At 40.0% G+C, this 20,727-nt stretch carries 17 protein-coding genes and 1 other annotated feature; of the genes, 15 read left to right on the top strand and 2 right to left on the bottom strand.

The window, feature by feature from the left end:
• The first annotated feature begins 223 nt into the window (after positions 1 to 223).
• Positions 224 to 464: a binding site (T-box leader), on the top strand.
• A gap of 100 nt (positions 465 to 564) precedes the next feature.
• The 8 genes from MHB65_RS16620 to MHB65_RS16585 all read left to right on the top strand — a co-directional run bounded on the left by MHB65_RS16620 (position 565) and on the right by MHB65_RS16585 (position 9,357).
• On the top strand, positions 565 to 1,893 hold the full coding sequence (locus MHB65_RS16620) for a chorismate-binding protein (protein WP_342441085.1): 1,329 nt from the start codon (positions 565 to 567) through the stop codon (positions 1,891 to 1,893).
• Entirely contained in the window at positions 1,893 to 2,921 is a 1,029-nt protein-coding gene (gene trpD / locus MHB65_RS16615; RefSeq protein ID WP_342441084.1) for an anthranilate phosphoribosyltransferase, read from the top strand. Before MHB65_RS16620 ends, trpD begins: the two co-directional genes overlap by 1 nt.
• Positions 2,921 to 3,712 carry an indole-3-glycerol phosphate synthase TrpC gene (gene trpC, locus MHB65_RS16610; RefSeq protein ID WP_342441083.1) on the top strand — a complete coding sequence of 264 codons (792 nt, stop codon included), beginning with the start codon at positions 2,921 to 2,923 and terminating at the stop codon, positions 3,710 to 3,712. Before trpD ends, trpC begins: the two co-directional genes overlap by 1 nt.
• The gene (locus MHB65_RS16605) at positions 3,709 to 4,323 is read left to right on the top strand and encodes a phosphoribosylanthranilate isomerase (RefSeq protein ID WP_342441082.1); all 615 of its coding nucleotides are present in this window, start codon (positions 3,709 to 3,711) and stop codon (positions 4,321 to 4,323) included. Before trpC ends, MHB65_RS16605 begins: the two co-directional genes overlap by 4 nt.
• Positions 4,323 to 5,534, top strand: coding sequence for a tryptophan synthase subunit beta (trpB, locus tag MHB65_RS16600; protein ID WP_342443758.1), 1,212 nt, complete (start codon positions 4,323 to 4,325; stop codon positions 5,532 to 5,534). Before MHB65_RS16605 ends, trpB begins: the two co-directional genes overlap by 1 nt.
• Positions 5,531 to 6,322, top strand: coding sequence for a tryptophan synthase subunit alpha (trpA, locus tag MHB65_RS16595; RefSeq protein WP_342441081.1), 792 nt, complete (start codon positions 5,531 to 5,533; stop codon positions 6,320 to 6,322). Before trpB ends, trpA begins: the two co-directional genes overlap by 4 nt.
• A gap of 168 nt (positions 6,323 to 6,490) precedes the next feature.
• The gene (recJ, locus tag MHB65_RS16590) at positions 6,491 to 8,809 is read left to right on the top strand and encodes a single-stranded-DNA-specific exonuclease RecJ (protein ID WP_342441080.1); all 2,319 of its coding nucleotides are present in this window, start codon (positions 6,491 to 6,493) and stop codon (positions 8,807 to 8,809) included.
• A 35-nt stretch (positions 8,810 to 8,844) separates the two neighbouring features.
• Positions 8,845 to 9,357, top strand: a complete 513-nt coding sequence (locus MHB65_RS16585) for an adenine phosphoribosyltransferase (RefSeq protein ID WP_205444616.1) — start codon at positions 8,845 to 8,847, stop codon at positions 9,355 to 9,357.
• A gap of 38 nt (positions 9,358 to 9,395) precedes the next feature.
• On the opposite strand, the gene MHB65_RS16580 is transcribed toward MHB65_RS16585, so the two are convergent.
• The gene (locus MHB65_RS16580; RefSeq protein ID WP_205444614.1) at positions 9,396 to 9,854 is read right to left on the bottom strand and encodes a MarR family winged helix-turn-helix transcriptional regulator; all 459 of its coding nucleotides are present in this window, start codon (positions 9,852 to 9,854) and stop codon (positions 9,396 to 9,398) included.
• Positions 9,855 to 10,039: 185 nt separating this feature from the next.
• Between MHB65_RS16580 and MHB65_RS16575 the strand changes: the two genes are divergently transcribed.
• From MHB65_RS16575 to MHB65_RS16545, 7 genes are all read left to right on the top strand, one after another.
• Positions 10,040 to 11,290: an MFS transporter gene (locus MHB65_RS16575; protein ID WP_342441079.1), complete on the top strand. Its 1,251-nt coding sequence runs from the start codon at positions 10,040 to 10,042 to the stop codon at positions 11,288 to 11,290.
• Between the two features lie 114 nt (positions 11,291 to 11,404).
• On the top strand, positions 11,405 to 12,496 hold the full coding sequence (locus tag MHB65_RS16570; RefSeq protein WP_205444610.1) for a carbohydrate kinase: 1,092 nt from the start codon (positions 11,405 to 11,407) through the stop codon (positions 12,494 to 12,496).
• A gap of 4 nt (positions 12,497 to 12,500) precedes the next feature.
• On the top strand, positions 12,501 to 13,415 hold the full coding sequence (locus MHB65_RS16565; RefSeq protein ID WP_312506747.1) for a pseudouridine-5'-phosphate glycosidase: 915 nt from the start codon (positions 12,501 to 12,503) through the stop codon (positions 13,413 to 13,415).
• A gap of 205 nt (positions 13,416 to 13,620) precedes the next feature.
• A complete protein-coding gene (locus MHB65_RS16560; RefSeq protein WP_342441078.1) occupies positions 13,621 to 15,816 on the top strand; it encodes a bifunctional (p)ppGpp synthetase/guanosine-3',5'-bis(diphosphate) 3'-pyrophosphohydrolase in 2,196 nt (731 codons plus the stop codon).
• A gap of 33 nt (positions 15,817 to 15,849) precedes the next feature.
• Positions 15,850 to 16,290 (top strand): D-aminoacyl-tRNA deacylase, encoded by a 441-nt coding sequence (gene dtd, locus MHB65_RS16555; RefSeq protein WP_342441077.1) that lies wholly within the window; start codon positions 15,850 to 15,852, stop codon positions 16,288 to 16,290.
• A 72-nt stretch (positions 16,291 to 16,362) separates the two neighbouring features.
• Positions 16,363 to 16,578 carry a DUF2642 domain-containing protein gene (locus MHB65_RS16550; protein ID WP_342441076.1) on the top strand — a complete coding sequence of 72 codons (216 nt, stop codon included), beginning with the start codon at positions 16,363 to 16,365 and terminating at the stop codon, positions 16,576 to 16,578.
• Positions 16,579 to 17,286: 708 nt separating this feature from the next.
• Positions 17,287 to 18,693, top strand: coding sequence for an AbgT family transporter (locus MHB65_RS16545; RefSeq protein ID WP_342441075.1), 1,407 nt, complete (start codon positions 17,287 to 17,289; stop codon positions 18,691 to 18,693).
• 434 nt (positions 18,694 to 19,127) lie between these two features.
• Here the strand turns inward: MHB65_RS16545 and MHB65_RS16540 are convergent, their stop codons facing one another.
• Positions 19,128 to 20,714, bottom strand: coding sequence for an SH3 domain-containing protein (locus MHB65_RS16540; RefSeq protein WP_342441074.1), 1,587 nt, complete (start codon positions 20,712 to 20,714; stop codon positions 19,128 to 19,130).
• Positions 20,715 to 20,727: the final 13 nt, after the last annotated feature.

The raw sequence follows: 20,727 nt of genomic DNA, 5'->3' as shown, positions 1-20,727 counted from the left end.
TAGTAGGAAATCTTCTTCTCTAATAAATTTTTATAGAAGGATAATATACCTACTTTTGATTGTTCTGATAAAATAGGTATTTAAATTTTTTTCGTCAGAATTGATTGACAATAGTATTGGATTGGCATAGAATTAAGGCTAACTTTTTGTTCGGTCAAGGTAGAAGGTCTCGGGAGCGAGGTCAGCCAAAGAACAGATGAGCTGAGTTTAGATGAGAATAGCTGAGAAATTGTTGAATAAGAGTAGTAGCATAAGTGTGTAATAAAGAGAGTCAGTGGATGGTGTAAACTGATTTACAGTTTATGTGAATGGACTTATGAGAGTCGCTTATAAAAAGCGAACGTGATTCCCCACGTTATAGGGGTGCTTTCAAGGTGTGGTTTAACATACCTATGATGAAAAGCACAAAAGTGAGAGCATATGCTCTAATATGAGGTGGCAACGCGGTCATAATCGTCCTCTGCAATTAGGAATAATCCTTTTTGCAGAGGGCTTTTTTATTTTCATTCAGCATTCGTCTAAACATTAGCTAAAGGAATCTTTGAAAAAAGGAGCAAAATAGCTATGCAAACAACGAGTTCAAGAACAAAAATGAAAACCATCAATGGCGATTCCTTAACACCTATTTTAATTTTCAGGCGTTTACAGGGAAAACATAAATTTTTATTGGAAAGTTCCGCTCAACATGAAGGAGCAGGAAGGTATTCATTTATTGGTGCCAATCCACGAAAAACATATAAAGGAGTGGGCGAAGAAATCCAAGAGGTTTCCTATAAAACAGGGAAAACATATGTGCATAAAGGTGAGCTCTTTGTCCTTCTTAAACGACTCATGCCACGTATCTCCAATACGACACAATTTCCATTTTCAGGTGGTGCCGTTGGATATATAGGTTTTGGCGGCACAACGATGTTCGTAGACAAGAAAATAGAATTGCCTGATGCTCATTTTCATGTGTATGAAACAATCATTGTATTCGATCATCAAACAGATGAAGTGACATTGATTCATACAAATATTGATGCAGAAAAACAACAACCTGATTTGGAAGAATTAGCTCAACAAATAGTAAATGGGCAGATCAGTGACGAAGCATCTTATCGTTATCAACCGCTTGATGCTACAACAAATGAGTCATTTGCAACGGTTTTACAGACAATGCAAGCCAATTTACATGATGACATAACAAGGATAGTTCTGCCGAAGCGTGATGTAGCCAACTTTCAAGGTGATACGTTGGCTTTGTATAGACAGCTGCGCAAAAAAAAGCCTGCAGCTTATCTGTATTATGTAGAATTTGAGGATCATGTTGTGTTAGGTACTTCTCCTGAAAGTCTAATCCGAGTAAAAGGTGAAAGAGTTATTGCGACGCCTACAGAGGGAACATGCCCACGAGGGGAAACAAAAAATGAAGATTTAGAAAATGAACGCCAATTATACAACCATGCGAGCATTAGACAATCGCATGCACTTCTTGTTAGTGCTGTTCAGCAAGAATTACAGTCGGTTTGTTTCCCGGATTCTGTTCAGGTCATGGAGGCTATGCGTATCCAGAGGTCAAAAAAGGCACTGCATATGACATCTAGGATTGAAGGAAAGCTTTTACCAATGCTGCATGCCCTTGATGTTTTAGCAGCAACTATATCACCAAGTTCAGCAACGGATTTTTCGCATACAGCTGGTAATTTTGGTGCTCTTGGCTTTATTGGGTTTAATGGTCATTTGGATTTTGCCTTAACAGGGCAATCTATCGTGATTAATCAGGATACTATGCATATGCAATCAACAATAACTATGACGAAGTATACAAATGTGGAAAACGTTTTACAAAAAGTGCAAGCGGAAGAACAGGCATTTTTACAGTTATTGGTGAACAATGGAGGGCGAAACTAATGGAGCAATTACAACAGAAAGTACTGCAGGGAACACATCTCATATACGAAGAAATGTTGCAGGCAGCCCAATGGTTGTTTCAGGATGACACACCTAAAGAAGAAATGGCCAGCTTTTTAACAGCTTTATCTGCGAAGGGAGAAACTGCACATGAAGTAGCCGCATTAGCAACCATTATGCGATCTTTTGCTCTCGATGTAGCCGTAAAGGAAGATCACTATATGGATAATTGCGGTACAGGGGGAGATGGTCTTCATACCTTTAACATTAGTACAGCTTCTGCTTTCGTGTTAGCTGGAGCAGGTGTCAAAATTGCCAAACATGGGAACCGTAAAATCTCTTCCTCCTCTGGTAGCTCAGATGTGTTAGAAGCACTAGGTATTCATACAGCAATTACCATCCCACAAACAGTCGATTTGCTAGAGAGAGAGGGAATCGCTTTTATTTATGCACCGAATGTCCATCCGAAATTAAAAAGAATTGGTGAAGTTCGCCGTTCATTAGGTAAACCAACGATCTTTAATCTTGTTGGCCCTTTAACAAATCCAGTCCCATTGTCCACACAATTTACGGGCATTAATCGACCGAATTTTGTCATGGAATATGCCTCAGTCTTACAAATGCTTGGACGTGAGCGGGCCATTGTCGTTTCCGGACCACAAGGCTTAGATGAGGCTTCATTAGCAGGGCAAAATACATTGGTTTTAGTAGATAAAGGGGATCTAATTCCCTTTTCCCTAACTGCCGAAGATATCGGTCTTCAAACGGCACCTTTAGAGGCCATCCGTGGTGGCAATGCAGATGAAAATGCAGTGATTATGCAAAAAATATTGGCTGGGGAGCAGAGTCCTTATTTAGATACGGTAGTATTAAATGCTGGTATCGGCTTATTTGGGTATGGTCAAGCAGAAACCATTAAAGAAGGTGTAGCCATGGCAAAGGAAAGTATTTTTAGTGGGCGAGCACGACAAAAATTAGAAGCGGTTGTTACCTATAGCAAGCAAATTAAAGAAGTGGAGGTAGGGTAATGAATATACTCAATAAAATTTTACAGCAAAAGAAGATCGAGGTAGGCGCTTTATTAGAGCAGCCAGATCCTTTAGCAAATTTTACTGAAACGCCACGTCCATCATTAGTTGAGACATTGCGTCAAGCCCATACACTACAAGTCATTGCTGAAATGAAGCGTGCCTCGCCTTCCAAGGGATTAATTGCTGGTGGGGCAGACCCAGTTGCTCAAGCACAAGTCTATGCACAAGCAGGAGCAGCAGCTATTTCAGTCTTAACAGACAAGGAGTTTTTTAAAGGCTCCTTTGAAGATTTAGCAGCAGTTGCTCGTGCAGTCGATACGCCTCTTCTTTGTAAGGATTTTATGATTGATCGGGTGCAAATTCGATTTGCGAAGGCAGCAGGTGCATCCATTATTTTATTAATTGTAGCGGCTTTAACAGACGATGCCTTACGTGATTTATATAGCTATGCAACGGGCTTAGGCCTAGAAGTTTTAGTGGAAGTGCACGATCGTGTGGAGCTTGAACGTGCACTTGCAGTAGATGCAAAGTTAATTGGCGTGAATAATCGAGATTTACGTACCTTTGAAGTAAGCCTAGAGCGCACAAGAGAAATTGCCGATGTGTTTCCATTTGATGAGGAGCGAGTATTAATTAGTGAAAGCGGTATTTGGTCAGAAGAAGATGCGAATCAAGTAGCCTTAATGGGGGCTAGTGGTGTCCTTGTAGGTGAAGCATTAATGCGGAGTGGGGATGCGGGGCAAGCACTACGCCAATTGCAGGTAAGTAAGGAGGGGGCATCAGTATGACAAAGGTCAAAATTTGCGGATTACAGGAACAAGCACATGTTAAAACAGCGATTCATGCTGGTGCAGATGCTGTAGGTTTTGTTTTTGCACCGAGTAAACGTCGTGTATCCATTGAGCAAGCCCAACAGTTAGCGAAACATGTACCACAAGGCGTTTTGAAAATAGGTGTCTTTGTCAATCCAACGCCAGCTGAATTAAAGGAAGCGGTAGAGCGAGTGCCTTTAGATTATGTGCAATATCATGGGGAGGAAACGCCAGCATTTATTCAGGAGCAAGGCTATCCTGCCATCAAGGCATTGTCGATACGAGGACAAGAGGATGTTCAAGCGGCTGCTAACTATCAGGTAGATTATTATTTATTCGACGCGCCTGGTACAGAGTTTAAAGGCGGGAGTGGTCACACTTTTGATTGGACACTGCTTGAGCAAGTAGGTATTCCGAAAGAAAAGTTACTATTAGCGGGTGGTCTCAATGTAGACAATATTGAAGCAGCTATTTCAGATGTAGGTCCTTTTATGGTGGATGTATCGAGTGGTGTGGAAACAGATGGAATCAAGGATTCTACCAAAATACAAGCATTTTTACAGGCAGTAAAGAGGGGGAGCAGATGATGGGAATATCAATAGCAAATAGTGTACCGACAAAGGAAGGACGTTTTGGGCAATTTGGCGGACGGTTTGTGCCAGAAACATTAATGACAGCTCTGCTAGAATTAGAAACTGCCTATGACGAAGCATTAAAAGATCCAGTATTTACAGAGGAGCTGTCCTATTATTTAGAGGAGTATGTTGGACGTGAAACACCGCTCTATTACGCAGAAAATTTAACAAAGGCACTAGATGGAGCAAAGATTTATTTAAAGCGTGAAGATTTAAATCATACAGGTGCACATAAAATTAATAATGCGATTGGGCAAGCACTTCTAGCCAAACGCATGGGCAAAAAGAAAATTGTTGCTGAAACAGGTGCTGGTCAGCATGGTGTAGCAACGGCCACTGCATGTGCATTATTAAATCTTGAATGTGTTGTTTTTATGGGTGCAGAAGATATCAAACGTCAGCAGTTAAATGTCTTTCGTATGGAGCTGCTTGGCACAAAAGTTCAATCGGTGGAAAGTGGTTCTAAAACATTAAAGGATGCTGTGAATGCTGCACTACGCTATTGGGTGACAAATGTTGAGGACACCCATTATATTTTAGGCTCTGCCTTAGGTCCACATCCATTCCCGAAAATTGTCCGAGAATTTCAGCGTGTCATCGGGGTAGAAACAAGAAAGCAAATCATGCAAAAAGAGGGTCGTTTACCAGATGCAGTTGTTGCCTGTATTGGAGGCGGCAGTAATGCAATCGGTATGTTTCATCCATTTGTTGATGATGAATCAGTTGCCTTATACGGTGTGGAGGCGGCAGGAAGTGGTCTTGACACTGGGAAGCATGCAGCGGCCATCGCAGGTGGACAATTAGGTGTATTGCATGGCGCCTACATGTATTTATTACAGGACGAAAACGGCTTTGTCCAAGAAGCTCATTCTATTTCGGCTGGGTTAGATTATCCAGGGAAAGGGCCAGAGCATTGTTACTTACATGATATTGGTCGAGCACAATTTGACTCCATCACAGATGCTGAAGCACTGGAAGCCTTACAATTATTAAGCCGAACTGAGGGGATACTGCCTGCGCTTGAAAGTTCTCATGCCATTGCTTACACAGCAAAACTTGCAAAGACTATGTCAAAAGATCAGATCATTGTGGTGTGCTTATCTGGTCGAGGAGATAAAGATGTCCACACAGTTCGAGCAGCACTAGGAGGGGATGTTAAATGACGACTTTACAGCAAGCGATTGAACAAGCAAAGGTTGCAGGACATAAAGCTTTTATACCTTATATCATGGCAGGTGATGGAGGGCTAGAGACCATTAAGCCGACTATTTTAAAACTGCAGCAATTAGAGGTAACAGCTATTGAAGTAGGGATTCCTTTTACAGATCCTGTCGCAGATGGTCCAACGATTGAACGAGCAGGGGAACGGGCACTAGCAGCCGGTGTGACATTAAGAAACGTATTACAAACACTTGCGTCATTTAAAGATGAAATAACAGTGCCTCTTGTAGTCATGACTTATTTCAATCCAGTGTTAGCGTATGACTTAGAGGCCTTTGCGCAAGCCTGTGTAGCTGGGGGAGTGAAGGGATTAATTGTACCAGATGTCCCATTGGAAGAAAGTGAGTTGTTACGTGAGGCATTAAATCCATATGGCATCGATGTTGTGCAACTCGTCTCATTAACAAGCCCACCTGAGCGAATCGCTCGTATTGCTTCAGCAAGTCAGGGCTTTGTTTATGCAGTGACCGTCAATGGCATTACAGGCGCAAGGTCGCGTTTTGCCGATAATTTAGAACAGCATTTTGCAAGCCTACGTCAAGCAAGTCCAATTCCAGTGCTTGCAGGCTTTGGCATTTCAACACCCGAGCAAGTGAAAAAGATGGGGGCTTTGGGAGATGGCGTGATTGTCGGTAGTGCCATTGTCACAGCATTGCATGAAGGGGATTTGGCAACAGTGGAAGCATTGGTAGCCGCTTCAAAAGGTATGTTAGAGAAGTCTACTCTTTAGAAAGAGTAGGCTTTTTTGTAATGATGTGGATAGAATGCTGTAATTGGCGGATAGATATGGAAAAGGGACGGATAGAAATTAAAAAGTAATGGATAAAACTATCAATCTGACGGATAGTGCGTAACCTATAGAAATTCGGTATAATAGCTTTCGTAAGGAAGTGAGAAGATGATTCTATCGAAAAAAAGATGGCAGGTGGAGCGTCCAGACGCAACACTTGTACAAGCATTACAAAATGACTTACAACTTTCTGCGATTGCAGCAAAAATTTTAGCAGCACGAGGCTGCGAAACAACAGCTGACGCAGAAAGCTTATTAAATATGACTGAGGCAAATATCCATGATCCATTTCTTATGCATGGTATGGCTGAAGCAGTGGCACGAATTGAACAAGCACTAGATAATGGTGAGAAAATTTTAGTGTATGGTGATTATGATGCAGATGGTGTGACAAGCACAACCGTTATGTTACATGTTTTACTAGATCTAGGAGCGGACGTCTCCTTTAAAATTCCGAATCGTTTTATCCATGGTTATGGTCCGCATGAAGCCCTATTTCGGGAGGCCTATGAAGAGGGTGTACAGTTAATCATTACAGTGGATAATGGGATATCTGGTATCGAGCCTATTCGAGTAGCGAAGGAGCTTGGCATGGATGTCATTGTGACAGATCACCATGAGCCAGGTGAGGAGCTACCGCCAGCAGATATTATTCTTCATCCTCGAATACCAGAAGGACAATATCCGTTCGGCGAGTTAGCGGGAGTAGGGGTTGCCTTTAAGCTGGCACATGCTCTATATGGTGAACTACCAAGCCATTTAATTGAATTTGTGGCGATTGGCACTGTAGCAGATTTAGTCCCTTTGGTGGACGAAAATCGTTATCTCGTGAAGCGAGGTATACAGGAAATGCGCCGTTCTCTTAGCCCGTGGGTACAAGCGATGTGTGACATAGCCAGTACAGAGCAGACAAAAATTACGGAAGAAACGATTGGCTTTTATTTTGGGCCGCGATTAAATGCCGTTGGTCGACTTGGTGAAGCGGCTCCTGGCGTGGAATTATTAATGGCAGAGGATAATGCTAAAGCAACCGCATTGGCAAAACTGTTAAATGCCTGCAATACCGAGCGCAAAGATATTGTGAAAAGTATTACGGATGAAGCCATTGCACTGATTGAAGCAGATGAAAAAGTCGGCAATTCCTTAGTTCTTGTTGTTGCTGGCGAGGGCTGGAATGCAGGTGTTGTGGGAATTGTAGCCTCACGTCTCGTTGAACTGTATTATCGTCCAACGATTGTGCTGTCACTCGATCCCGAAAAGGGCACAGCAAAAGGCTCTGCTCGAAGCATTGAAGGATTCCATCTATATAACGAACTAGCTAAAAATCGAGATATTTTACCGCATTTTGGTGGACATCCTATGGCTGCAGGTATGACCTTATCATTAGAGCATGTGGATGAACTACGTACGCGCTTGGATGCGCAGGCCAGAGCCTGCTTAACAGAGGAGCAATTAACACCGATTGTGCATATTGATATTCCGCTCAGCATTGACGAAATTTCAGCAGATGCTATTGAGGAAATTTCAACGTTAGGCCCGTTTGGCACAGATTTCCCGAAGCCTGTTTATGTGCTTGAGGATGTAGAAATCGCCTCCATGCGTAAAATTGGAGCGGCCGAGAATCATATTAAAATGGAAATAACAAACGGCTATGACAAATTGGATAGTGTTGGTTTTAATAAAGGGCATTTACATGATGAATTAACGTATGGCATCAAAGTTTCCTTTATAGGCGATTTGCAAATTAACGAATGGCAGGGCCGTAAAAAAGCCCAATTTATGATCGAGGATGTCCAAACAACAGAATGGCAACTATTTGATATTCGTGGTATCCGCCAAACAGCTCGATGGCTGAATACGGTACCGAAGGACGAGGCACAGTTTATCGCCTTTCGTCCAGAAACGATGACCTATTATCAATCATTAATTGGTGCACCTATTACATTGGTTGACCCAACCCTTTCAAATATTGAACAAAGTGATTACATCGTGCTCTTAGACTTGCCACACCATGTTCAAAAGCTAGAAGACATTTTACAGAAGACAACACCTTCACGTATTTATGCACATTTTTATATGCCTGATTCGCAATACTTTAGTGGTTTACCTACTCGTGAACAATTTGCTTGGTATTATAAATTCTTGAAAAATCGACCAGCCTTTCCGCTTGATATGCATATTGCAGATTTAGCGAAGCATACGGGCTGGCCATTAGAAACATTAAAATTTATGACACAGGTGTTTTTTGAGCTTGATTTTGTTAAAATGGAGAGTGGACTGACGACTGTCAACGTGAATGCCCCAAAACAAGCACTAACAGAGGCACCGTCTTACAAACAACGTTCAGAACAGATTGAAATGGAGCAAAAGCTTGTCTATGCTCCTTATATAGAATTAAAACAATGGTTTGATGAACGATTAACATAAACGGACGTATAACGTTTCGTAGGAGGAGCAAGAACATGGATTTAAAGCAATACGTTACAACGGTTGAAAACTGGCCAAAAGAAGGCATTACTTTTAGAGATATTACGACAATTATGGATAATGGATCTGCTTACAAATATGCAACAGATCAAATTGTAGAATATGCAAAAGAAGTGGGAGCTGAAATTGTGGTTGGCCCTGAAGCTCGTGGGTTTATTATCGGTTGCCCAGTTGCCTATGCACTTGAAATTGGCTTTGCACCTGTTCGTAAACCAGGTAAATTACCACGTGAGGTGATTAGTGCGGACTATGGTCTAGAGTATGGAAAAGATACATTAACAATGCATCACGATGCGATTAAGCCTGGTCAAAAGGTGTTAATCTGTGATGATTTACTAGCTACTGGGGGAACAGTTGAAGCAACAGTACGTTTAGTGGAACAATTAGGTGGTCAAGTAGTCGGCTGCGCATTCCTAATCGAACTTTTAGAATTAAATGGTCGCGAGAAGCTTGGCGATTTAAATATTAAAACACTTATTCAATATTAAGAGCATTGAAAAAGCGCCCTACACTGTGGGCGCTTTTTTTATACTTCGTCATATGCTTGAATAATTTTTTGCATTGTTCGCAAGGTATCGTAGAAATCTGCGTATTTTTCGGTTCCAATATCCTCGATGATTCTATCTTGAATTCCTTGCCAAATAGGTGCGGCTTCATGTAGCTTTTCTAAGCCTTCCTCAGTGAGCGTAATTTTTTTTGTGCGAGCATCATTTGTATCTCGCTTTAATTCAACATAGCCATGTTGCTTTAATAGATTAATATTACGTGTTACAGTGGTTTGATCGAGTTGTAATATTTCACCTAAACGGCTGATTGACACAGCTTGTTGAAGGTCGATATGTGCAAGCATCGAATATTGTGTAACTTTTAAACCAGTAGGCTGTAGTAGCTTATCATATAATTGCGTGACAACCCTTGTTTTCTTTCTAAGGTTTGCACAAACACATATTTGTGTATAATCAATATTTTTAAGTTGATTCTTCATCGACAGTACTCCTTTGAAGGGATTCTACTTATTGTTAGTATACACCCAAAAACTAGAAATTACTTCTTGACAGCTTTATGAACGATTACTATCATTATACATGTATATACATATAAATGAAATGAATAGACTTAAACATGTATATACATGTTTTGCGGTCTATCATAAGAAAAGAAGGTGTTAGGGTGAAGCGTGTTCATTATAGTTGGTTTATTTTGATCGTCACATTTTTCTCGATTATTGTCGCAGGGATTACGATGTCATCATCTGGTGTGTTTATCGATCCCCTTGAAAAAGAATTTCACTGGGATCGTTCAACCATTGCTTTAGCTTTCGCTGTAAGTTTGTTTTTATATGGCATATCTGGACCATTTATGGCTGCACTACTTGAAGTCATTGGCTTAAAGAAAATGATGCTCAGCGCCATGGCCACTTTAGTAGTAGGAATGACTTTAACATTTTTGATGAGTCAATCTTGGCAGTTAATCGTTATTTGGGGAGGCATTATTGGTCTTGGGGCGAGTCTTTTTTTAACGGTGCTTAGTCCATATGTTGCGAATCATTGGTTTGTAAAACGCAGAGGGTTAGCAGTTGGTATTTTAACGGCAAGTACAGCCACAGGTCAGTTAATTTTACTGCCAGTGCTAGCTATCATCATCGAACACTATTCTTGGCGATGGGCTATCGCATTAATGCTACTCCTTAGTACAATAATGTTCTTCATGATTGCTATTTTTATTAAAAATAAGCCCCAGGATATTGGTTTGACACCTTATGGACAAGAAGAGACTATAGAAGAACATCCAATACAGCAAAAAAAGAATCCAATAAGCATGGCTTTTTATGGTTTATTAGAGGCGATTAAGGTTAAAGCGTTTTGGTTACTAGCAGGCAGCTTTTTTATTTGTGGTCTATCGACAAGCGGATTAATTGGTACTCATTTTGTCTCTTATTGTATTAGCTTTGGTGTTCCTTTAGTTACCGCTGCATCACTTCTTTCCTTTATGGGCGTTTTTAATTTATTAGGCACGACTGCCTCTGGCTGGTTATCTGATCGCTTCGATAATCGTTGGTTATTGTTTTGGTATTACATGTTAAGAGGCGCTTCTCTTTTATTACTTCCTTATGCACTCGCGCAAGGGTCTTTTGTTTTACTAACGATTTTCACCATCTTTTATGGACTAGATTGGATTGCTACTGTGCCACCAACCATCAGTATGACACGACAAATTTTTGGTATGCATAAAAGTAGTATTATCTACGGCTGGATATTCGCCTCCCATCAAGCAGGAGCGGCGGTTGCTGCGTATGGTGGAGGGTTGATTTATAAATTTTTTAATTCCTATACGTGGGCTTTTTTCCTTGCAGGGATGTTTTGTGCAATGGCCAGTTTATTCGTCATCATTGTTAAAAAGCAAACACCCCAGCAAGCATAAACAAATAAAAGTTGAACCTCGGTATGATGAGGTTCAACTTTTTTAATAAAGAATCTTTTGACATAATACAAACAAAAGTTTATAATATAAACAAATATAATAAAAGGTGATGCTATGAATGAAAGAGAACAGGCGGTGCTTGCTTTAATTCGCCAGAATCCGTTTATGTCTCAGCAAGAAATGGCAGATACAATGAATCTGTCACGTCCCGTGCTTGCTAATTTAGTGTCTAGTTTAACGAAGCAAGGAAAAATTGTAGGTCGTGCTTATATTTTACCCGAGGAAAATGAAATTATTTGCATCGGTGGAGCTAATTTAGACCGCAAATTCCATGTAAAGGGCAATGTTCAATTTGGAACATCTAACCCTGCCAGTTCTTCCTTTAGTGTAGGTGGCGTTGGTCGAAATATTGCTGAAAACTTAGGCAGATTAAACCACCAAGTGACGTTACTAACAACGGCAGGGAAAGATGCTGATTGGCAAGTGATCCAAGAAGCTTCGGAATCCTTTATGAATCTACGTTATGTAGAGCAGCTAGCAGAGGCTTCTACGGGTTCTTATACTGCCATAATGGATGAACAAGGTGAGCTAGCACTAGCTGTAGCGAATATGGAGGTTTATGACCTTCTGTTACCTAGCTTGTTGAAAAAACATGAAACAATGCTAGTGAACGCGGGATGTTTTATTTTGGATTTAAACTGTCCAAAAGAAACAGTGGCATATATCCAGCAAGTAGCCATTGCTCGTGCTATTCCACTTGTTATTGTGCCGGTATCTTCGCCAAAAATGAATCGACTACCTGAAACATTACAAGGCGTAACTTGGTTTATTTGTAACACAGATGAAGCGGAAACGATTGTTGGACATAAAATTGAAAACGCTACCCATTATGAAAAAGCATTACAACAGCTTCTACAACTAGGTGCTGAACATGTCATTATCACGGCTGGCAGTAAGGGCGTTTATGCAGCATCTACAACGATTGCGCCTCATCAATTTGCTGCCAAAGTGATTGACAAAATTGAAGATGTAACAGGAGCAGGAGATGCCTTTGTCAGCGCTGTCATTCACAGTTGGTTGACTGGACAATCTTTTGAGACATGTATTGATGCTGGATTAACCAATGCAAAAAATACATTGGCATCTCCTTATACAGTAAGACCTGAATTATCAGTAGATTTGTTGAAAAATGAAATGGAGGAATAACAACATGAAAGAATTCATCGTATTATCAGAAGAAGTAAAAGCAGGACAAGCAAAAGGTCTACCAATCGTTGCATTAGAATCAACAATTATTTCACACGGTATGCCATACCCACAAAACGTGCAAACTGCGCGTGAAGTTGAGCAAATTATTCGCGATAATGGTGCAGTCCCTGCAACCATTGCATTAATTGATGGAAAAATTAAAATTGGTCTATCAGATGAAGAACTAGAAATGTTCGGTAATGCTCAAGGTGTTGCGAAAGCTTCACGTCGTGACTTAGGTTACTTACTAGCAACGAAAAAATTAGGTGCTACAACAGTTGCAGCGACAATGATCTGTGCAGAGCTTGCAGGTATTGAAATCTTTGTAACAGGCGGAATTGGTGGTGTACACCGTGGTGCTGAAACAACAATGGATATCTCTGCTGACTTAGAAGAATTAGCACAAACAAATGTTGCCGTTATCTGTGCGGGCGCAAAATCAATTTTAGATATCGGTCTTACACTAGAATATCTTGAAACAAAAGGTGTGCCAGTGGTTGGTTATGGTACGGATGAATTACCAGCATTCTACACACGTCAAAGTGGTTTCGATGTAAACTTCCAATTGGATACACCTGAGGAAATTGCAGCAATGCTATCTGCGAAATGGCAATTAGGCTTGAAAGGCGGCGCAGTCATTGCAAATCCAATTCCTGAGGCGGAAGCATTAGAGCATACATTTATTACAAACATTATTGAAAAAGCTTTAGTTGAAGCGGAAGAGAATGGCATTCAAGGTAAAAACGTTACACCATTCTTACTTGGCAAAGTTAAAGAATTAACTGAAGGTAAAAGTCTTGATGCCAATATTGCATTAGTGAAAAACAATGCAGTAGTCGGCGCGAAAATTGCTGTAGCTTACAATCAATTACATTAATCCATTTGTCGAAACAAGGACTCTTTGTGACGTGAAGTCGCAGAGGGTCTTTTTTATTAAAAAGAAGAATATTTTTTCCATTTTTCGAACTGTTCACGAGATTAACTAAACTAAATGATACAGTCTCTTTACAATAGGCCACAATATTTTATACAATTAAGTTTATATCTAATCTGAAAAATTTGACGAGCAAGGTGGACATGTTATGGCGAAAGAGCAAATTTTGACTCCTGAGGACGTTTTTGAGTTAGTCAAATCCTACATGAATGATGAAAATGTCGCATTCGTGAAAAAAGCATATGAATTAGCAAGGGATGCCCATATTGAGCAATTCCGTAGCTCTGGTGAACCGTATATTATTCACCCAGTACAAGTAGCAGGTATTTTAGCTGAATTACAAATGGACCCAGAAACTGTAGCGGCAGGTTTTTTACATGATGTTGTCGAAGATACGGATTTTACGCGGGATGATTTGGTACGTGAATTTGGCGAAGAGGTAGCTGTGCTTGTTGATGGTGTTACCAAACTAGGGAAAATTAAATATTTATCAAAAGAGGCGCAGCAGGCTGAAAATCATCGGAAAATGTTTGTGGCTATGGCACAGGATATCCGTGTCATCCTCATTAAGCTAGCAGACCGTCTTCATAATATGCGTACGTTAAAGCATTTACCTGCTGAAAAGCAACGACGTATTTCAAAAGAGACGCTAGAGATTTTTGCACCACTTGCACATCGTCTTGGAATATCGACTGTAAAATGGGAGCTTGAAGATACAGCACTGCGCTATTTAAACCCACAGCAATATTATCGTATTGTCAGTCTGATGAAGAAAAAACGTGATGAACGTGAAGCTTATTTAGAAAATGTGATGGCTGAGATGAAATCACAACTGAATGAGGTTGAAATTGACGCAGATGTCTATGGTCGACCAAAACATATTTACAGTATCTATCGAAAAATGGTGCTACAAAAGAAACAGTTTAATGAAATTTATGATTTATTAGCCATTCGTGTTCTTGTCGATAGTATTAAAGATTGCTATGCCGTATTAGGGATTGTGCATACACTCTGGAAACCAATGCCAGGGCGCTTTAAAGACTACATTGCTATGCCAAAACAAAACCTGTACCAGTCCCTGCACACGACCGTTATTGGACCTTATGGTGACCCATTGGAGGTACAGATTCGCACGAAGGAAATGCACAAAATTGCAGAGTACGGGATTGCAGCACACTGGGCGTATAAAGAAGGCAAAAACGTCGATCATCAAAAGCAGAATGTCGATCAAAAATTAACATGGTTCCGCGAAATTTTAGAGTTCCAAAATGAATCTTCCAACGCAGAAGAATTTATGGAATCCTTAAAATTTGATTTATTTTCTGATATGGTTTATGTATTTACACCTGAAGGCGATGTCATTGAATTACCAGCAGGTTCTGTTCCTATTGATTTTGCTTATCGTGTCCATTCAGAAGTCGGAAATCGTACGATTGGGGCGAAAATCAATGGGAAAATGGTACCGCTTGATACACCATTAAAAACAGGTGATATCATTGAAATTTTAACTTCTAAACAATCCTTTGGTCCGAGTCGCGATTGGCTAAAAATAGCACAATCCTCTCAGGCGAAAAATAAGATTAAGCAATTCTTTAAGCGACATCTACGTGAAGAAAATATTATCAAAGGTAAAGAAATGATTGAAAAAGAAATCCGTGCGCAGGATTTCGATTTAAAGGAAACAATGTCTTCTGAAAACCTCAAACGTGTATGCGATAAATTTAACTATACAAATGAAGAAGATTTGTATGCGGCAGTTGGCGTGAGTGGCATTACTGCGCAGCAGATAGTAAATCGTTTAGCAGAAAAACGTCGTAAAGAGCGTGAGCAGGAAGAAGCTTTAGAGAAAATTGAACAAAAAATGAAAAATCCAATTCCACAAAAACGAACGGAATCCGGTGTTATTGTAAAGGGCATTGACAATATGCTTATTCGACTTTCTCGTTGCTGTACACCTGTTCCTGGTGATGATATTGTAGGCTTTATTACGAAGGGTAGAGGTGTTTCTGTCCATCGTGAGGACTGTCCAAATATTCAAATAGAGGATGAGCAGGAGCGCTTAATTGAAGTGGAATGGGAGCATGGTGTCATTCCTGAGAAAAAAGAATATCCAGTCGATATCGAAGTATCAGCCTTTGATCGACCTGGTATATTAAATGAAATTATGCAAATTGTTAGTGAGACAAAAACAAATATTTTGGCAGTCAGTGGTCGTGCTGACCGTGATAAAATGGCAACAATTCATTTAACAATTTCTATTTCAAATATCTCACATTTGCATAAGGTTGTTGAGCGAATTAAACAAACACCTGATATTTATTCAGTGCAGCGTGTCATTAACTAATTGATAGGCAATATAGAATTGGGGTTTTAATACATGAAAGTAGTATTACAGCGCAGTAAAGCTGCCTCTGTAACAGTGGACGGAACTGTTACAGGAGCGATTGATCATGGCTATGTTCTTTTAGTGGGGATTACACATGAAGATACACATGAGGATGTTGCCTATTTAGCAAAAAAAGTAGCCAATTTACGTCTTTGGGAAGATGCAGATGGAAAAATGAATCATTCGATCTTAGAGCATGGAGGCGCTATTTTGTCCGTCTCACAATTTACGTTGTATGGGGATGCAAAAAAAGGGAATCGTCCAAGTTTTATAAATGCAGCTAGACCAGAAGCAGCTGAGCCACTGTGGGAGGCCTTTAATCAAGCATTACGCGAGCAAGGCTTACATGTGGAAACAGGTATTTTTGGTGCAATGATGGATGTAGCACTAATTAACGATGGTCCAGTCACAATTCTTCTAGAGTCAAAATAATGGAACGTTTCCTATAATTCCTTCATATACTAAAGAGTATGGTTAGTTTTATAGGAAGGGGTGTCTATGAACATGACGCAGACGAGAAGTATAACCAACCCATATTTATACGAAACGCTTAACATGATGATTGGTCAGGCAGTAGTTGTGCAAACAGAAAAAAATATTCAAAAAGGTATTTTATTATCCATACTACCTGACCATATGATCCTTGAGATGAATCGTACGCCTTTCTTCATTCGAATGGAGGAAATTGTATGGGTTACATTGGAAACTACAAAAAAATGAGAAAGTATGAACCTTCCAATCATAATAGATGATAGAAGGTTCTTTTTTTATCTGTTTATGGCAAATGAAAATGTCTGAATGACAAATAGTAGTGATCCTGCAAATGTTTTTTTGGAATAATATAAAAGGTGTTTCTACCTCTCCTCCTCATTCATTACCCTCAGCAAACGTATTATTAGCAGTTCAATCCCTTCATTATGAATGCAATGAAAATAAAAGCATTCCATATACAATCGACTTATATTTGCCCGCTAATTGGACAGTTAACATGCTTATTTTAAATTGGGAATTATGGTTAAAAGCGACAACAAACCATCCATATTCAAAATGCTTATCAAACACATTGCTGTCTTCACCACAGACTATACCCATCTCTTGATTGAACAATGTGAAACGAACATCATGTGTATGTTAGATGACAACAATTAGAGTGATAATTTTATTTTAGAAAAATAATGAATTTAACATTAATAATCTGTGGGATGTACATTATTATCCGATTACTCGTGTTTGTGGGGAAGGAGAATCTTTATAGCCAAGGTCAGCCAAGAAGCTTAATAATAAGGTAACTATAAAGTATGCTTGCTAAAATAATAGAAAATTAATACTTTACAATAAATTTAAACTCATGTATATTTATTTTCAATTAGCGACAAATAGCGACAATGTTGTGAAAATGTCTAAATAGAGAAAAAGGAGCGTGGTTTAATGGAAAATGGACAGGGGATAAAGAAGAAAAGCTGGTTGAAAGTACCTCATACATATACGATTATTTTTGCCATTATTTTTTTAGCAGGTATTGCAAGCTACATCATACCAGCAGGTGAGTTTGAACGTGTAGAGGATGAGGAAGGGCGAATGCTCGTTGTAGATGGAAGCTATCATCATATTGAGAGTGAGCCGGTTTCCTTTTTCGAAATGTTTACAGCCGTTCCAATGGGTCTTGAAAAAGGGGCTCAAATCATTTTCTATATTTTTTTAGTCAGTGGTGTGTTTGGCATTATTCGTTCTACAGGTGCGATTGAGGCTGGTGTCTATAAAGGAGTAAAAGCTTTAGAGGGAAGAGAAAAATTACTTATTCCTTTATCGATGATTTTATTCTCTGTTGGTGGTTTTACAATGGGGATGGCGGAAGAAACAATTATTTTCGTGCCGATTGGTGTGGCCATTGCACGTGCAATGGGCTTTGATGCTGTAACAGGAACTGCCATGATCACTCTTGGTGCTGCCAGTGGATTTTTTGGAGGAATGCTTAATCCCTTTACAGTAGGTGTTGCGCAATCATTAGCAGATGTACCATTATTCTCAGGAATTGGCTTCCGTGCAGTAGTCTATGTTTTTGTTTTAGCTTTTGCGATTTTCTATGTATCTCGTTATGCTTTTAAGGTGAAAAAGAATCCACAGGCAAGCGTTATTTATGAGATTGAGCAAAAAGCTAAATCCAATGTATCTGCGATTGACATCCCAACATTAACAGGTAAGCATAAATTTGTATTTATTGTCATGGCTTGTGGGATTGGCTTTAATATTTATGGTGTCTTTAATTGGGGCTGGTTCTTGACGCAGCTAACTGCATCCTTTTTAATTATGGGGTTAATTGCAGGACTAATTGGTGGTTTAAAACCTGCCACTATTTTTGATTCCTTTATTGAAGGAGCGAAGGCTGTAACGTTTGGAGCTTTAATTGTAGGTTTTGCTCGTGCTATTACGGTTGTTTTAGAGCAGGGGAAAATTATCGATACGATCGTTTATGCGGCATCTGAAACAATTGGACATTTGCCACATGCTATCAGTGCAATCGGCATGTTACTTATCCAAGCCCTTTTGAATTTATTTATTTCATCTGGTAGTGGACAGGCAGCTGCAACAATGCCAATTATGATTCCGATTACGGATTTATTAGGATTAGAACGACAAGTGGCTGTTTTAGCCTTCCAATATGGAGATTCCTTAACGAACTCTATTATCCCTACTTCGTCTGCGTTAATGGCGTATTTAGCCGTTGCAGGTATCCCATATGAAAAGTGGATTAAGTTTATCTGGAAGATGATTCTTGGATGGGCAGTGATTGCGTGTCTAGCGTTGATTGCTGCGGTAGCATTAGGAATATCTTAAAATATGAGAAAAGATCAGGACACTAGCAGAAAAAGACCTTTTAGCAAGGCGAGGGGTTGATTTCTGCAAAGTGTCCTTACTTTTTTCATAGTTGCATAGCCCCAATATCTGTATTCTTAGGGGATGGGATTTTTATTTTCAATGTGGAGAAGTGATGCGTGACAATACCCATCTATAAAAAGTAGTGAACACCTTCACTTTATTTGAAAACCTTTGCTAAAAAGTCAGTGGGTTGAAGTGGAAGGCTACTTGACTCCCGTGGGATAGCGAGACAGGCGAAGCCCTGCACGGAGCGGTAGCGGAGGAAGCGATTCGGCGCTCGCCCACAGGAAAGCAAGTAGCCTGCAACGGAAATCCATTTCTACCTTTCAATTGACAGTTTTGTTTTTCAACATTAAGAAAAAGCTGTGGATGCTCATCCACAGCTTTTTGCTTTATTCATCTTGTTCATTAAAGTAGTTGAGAATCCCTTGATAAATACCAAGAGTCGCTTGTTCACGGAATTTCGCCGTTGTGATGACGCGCTCCTCACTTGAATTGCTCAAGAAGCCTAACTCAATGAGGACTGCCTTTTGACGATTTTCTCTTAGGACTAAATAATTCCCTTGTTGTGCACCACGATCTCTCAAATCTATTTTACTTGATAGTCCATCATGAATCGCCTCAGCAAGCCCTTTTTGATTGCTATTCATATAGTAAGACGTGAAGCCGTTAATGGAGCTATCGTCTGTTGCATCGTAATGAAGGCTAATAAAGGCATCTGCCTCATATTGATGGGCAATCGATACACGTTTACGCAATGCCACATATTCATCTGATTCTCTCGTCATGACCACATTTGCGCCAGCAGCACTTAGCTTGGAAGCAAGCAGCGTGGCCGTTTTCAAAGTAATGCCCTTTTCCTCTGTACCACGTTGACCAGTTGTACCATGGTCATTCCCACCATGACCAGCATCAACAACTATCGTTAACCCGCTTAATGTCCCTTTTTTACGGGGCTCTTCTTTTTCTTTCTGTGAATTTGTCGCTTTATTGGAACTTGTTGTGACCACCCAGTTCGCGACAAAAGCTGTTTTTTCGTCGTCTAATTGTATTTCATAAAAATCATTTTTAACGCCTACAATCGGGTAATTTACACCAGCATCTACACGTTCGACCACTTCAGCTGCTGTTGAGGCATCCGTTCGTAGGTTTGTCCCATTATAGATAATGGTAACAGACTCCAGCTCTTTGGAAGTTGACGTTTTTGATGTGCTCTTTACTTTATTGGAAAATGTACCGTAAAAACTATAAACCCAACCCGTTTTTTTATCATTGTACTGAATTTGTACCCAATTATGCTCATGCGCCAGTACTTTAAAGGCTTGACCTTTTGTTGCTGTGCCGATTTTTTTAGCGTTCAAGTCTGGTTTTTTTCGGATATTTAGGACGTCCACTAAAATGGTAAAGGTTGTATCCTTGTTGGCAGGTGTTGCGGTTGTAGTAGTTACTTCAACAGCATCTTCTTTGGGTTCTGTTTCTTTTTTAGGATTATCGTTGATCGTGACATAATCCTTCGAAACCCATCCTGTTAATCCATTCCAATCAATTTTTGCCCATTCTCCATTTTCTTCAATGAGGTTAGCTTGGTTACCCGTAGAAAGTTGACCAAGAACAGCTGAAGAGATGTCTGGTTCTGTTCGAATATTTAAACGGTCAACTTGTGAAATGACGGTTTTATCGATGGCTTGTTTAGCATTTGTAGGTGCTGTCAGCCAAGAGGCAACCCATCCTTCGTAGTTACCTGCTTTGACTTGATACCAATCACCTTCTCGACCGATTGAAGTTAAAGGGTCACCTTCTTCTAAAGTCGTAATAATGGGATAAGACAATCCAGGACCCTCACGCAAATGAAGAATCGTTCCCGCGACTTTTAGATCACTGGTATCAGCGGAAGCTTTTTGAACAAAGTTCTTATTGGGAATCGCCATCGTTACCATTAGTACGAAGATGATTATACTATGTAAAATTTTTGTCCTCATCAGATTCCTCCTA

The organism is Lysinibacillus sp. FSL K6-0075, assembly GCF_038592945.1.
GTDB lineage: Bacteria > Bacillota > Bacilli > Bacillales_A > Planococcaceae > Lysinibacillus > Lysinibacillus fusiformis_F.
The sequence above is the reverse complement of the archived record's forward strand: the minus strand, read 5'-3'. Positions and strand labels throughout refer to the sequence as shown.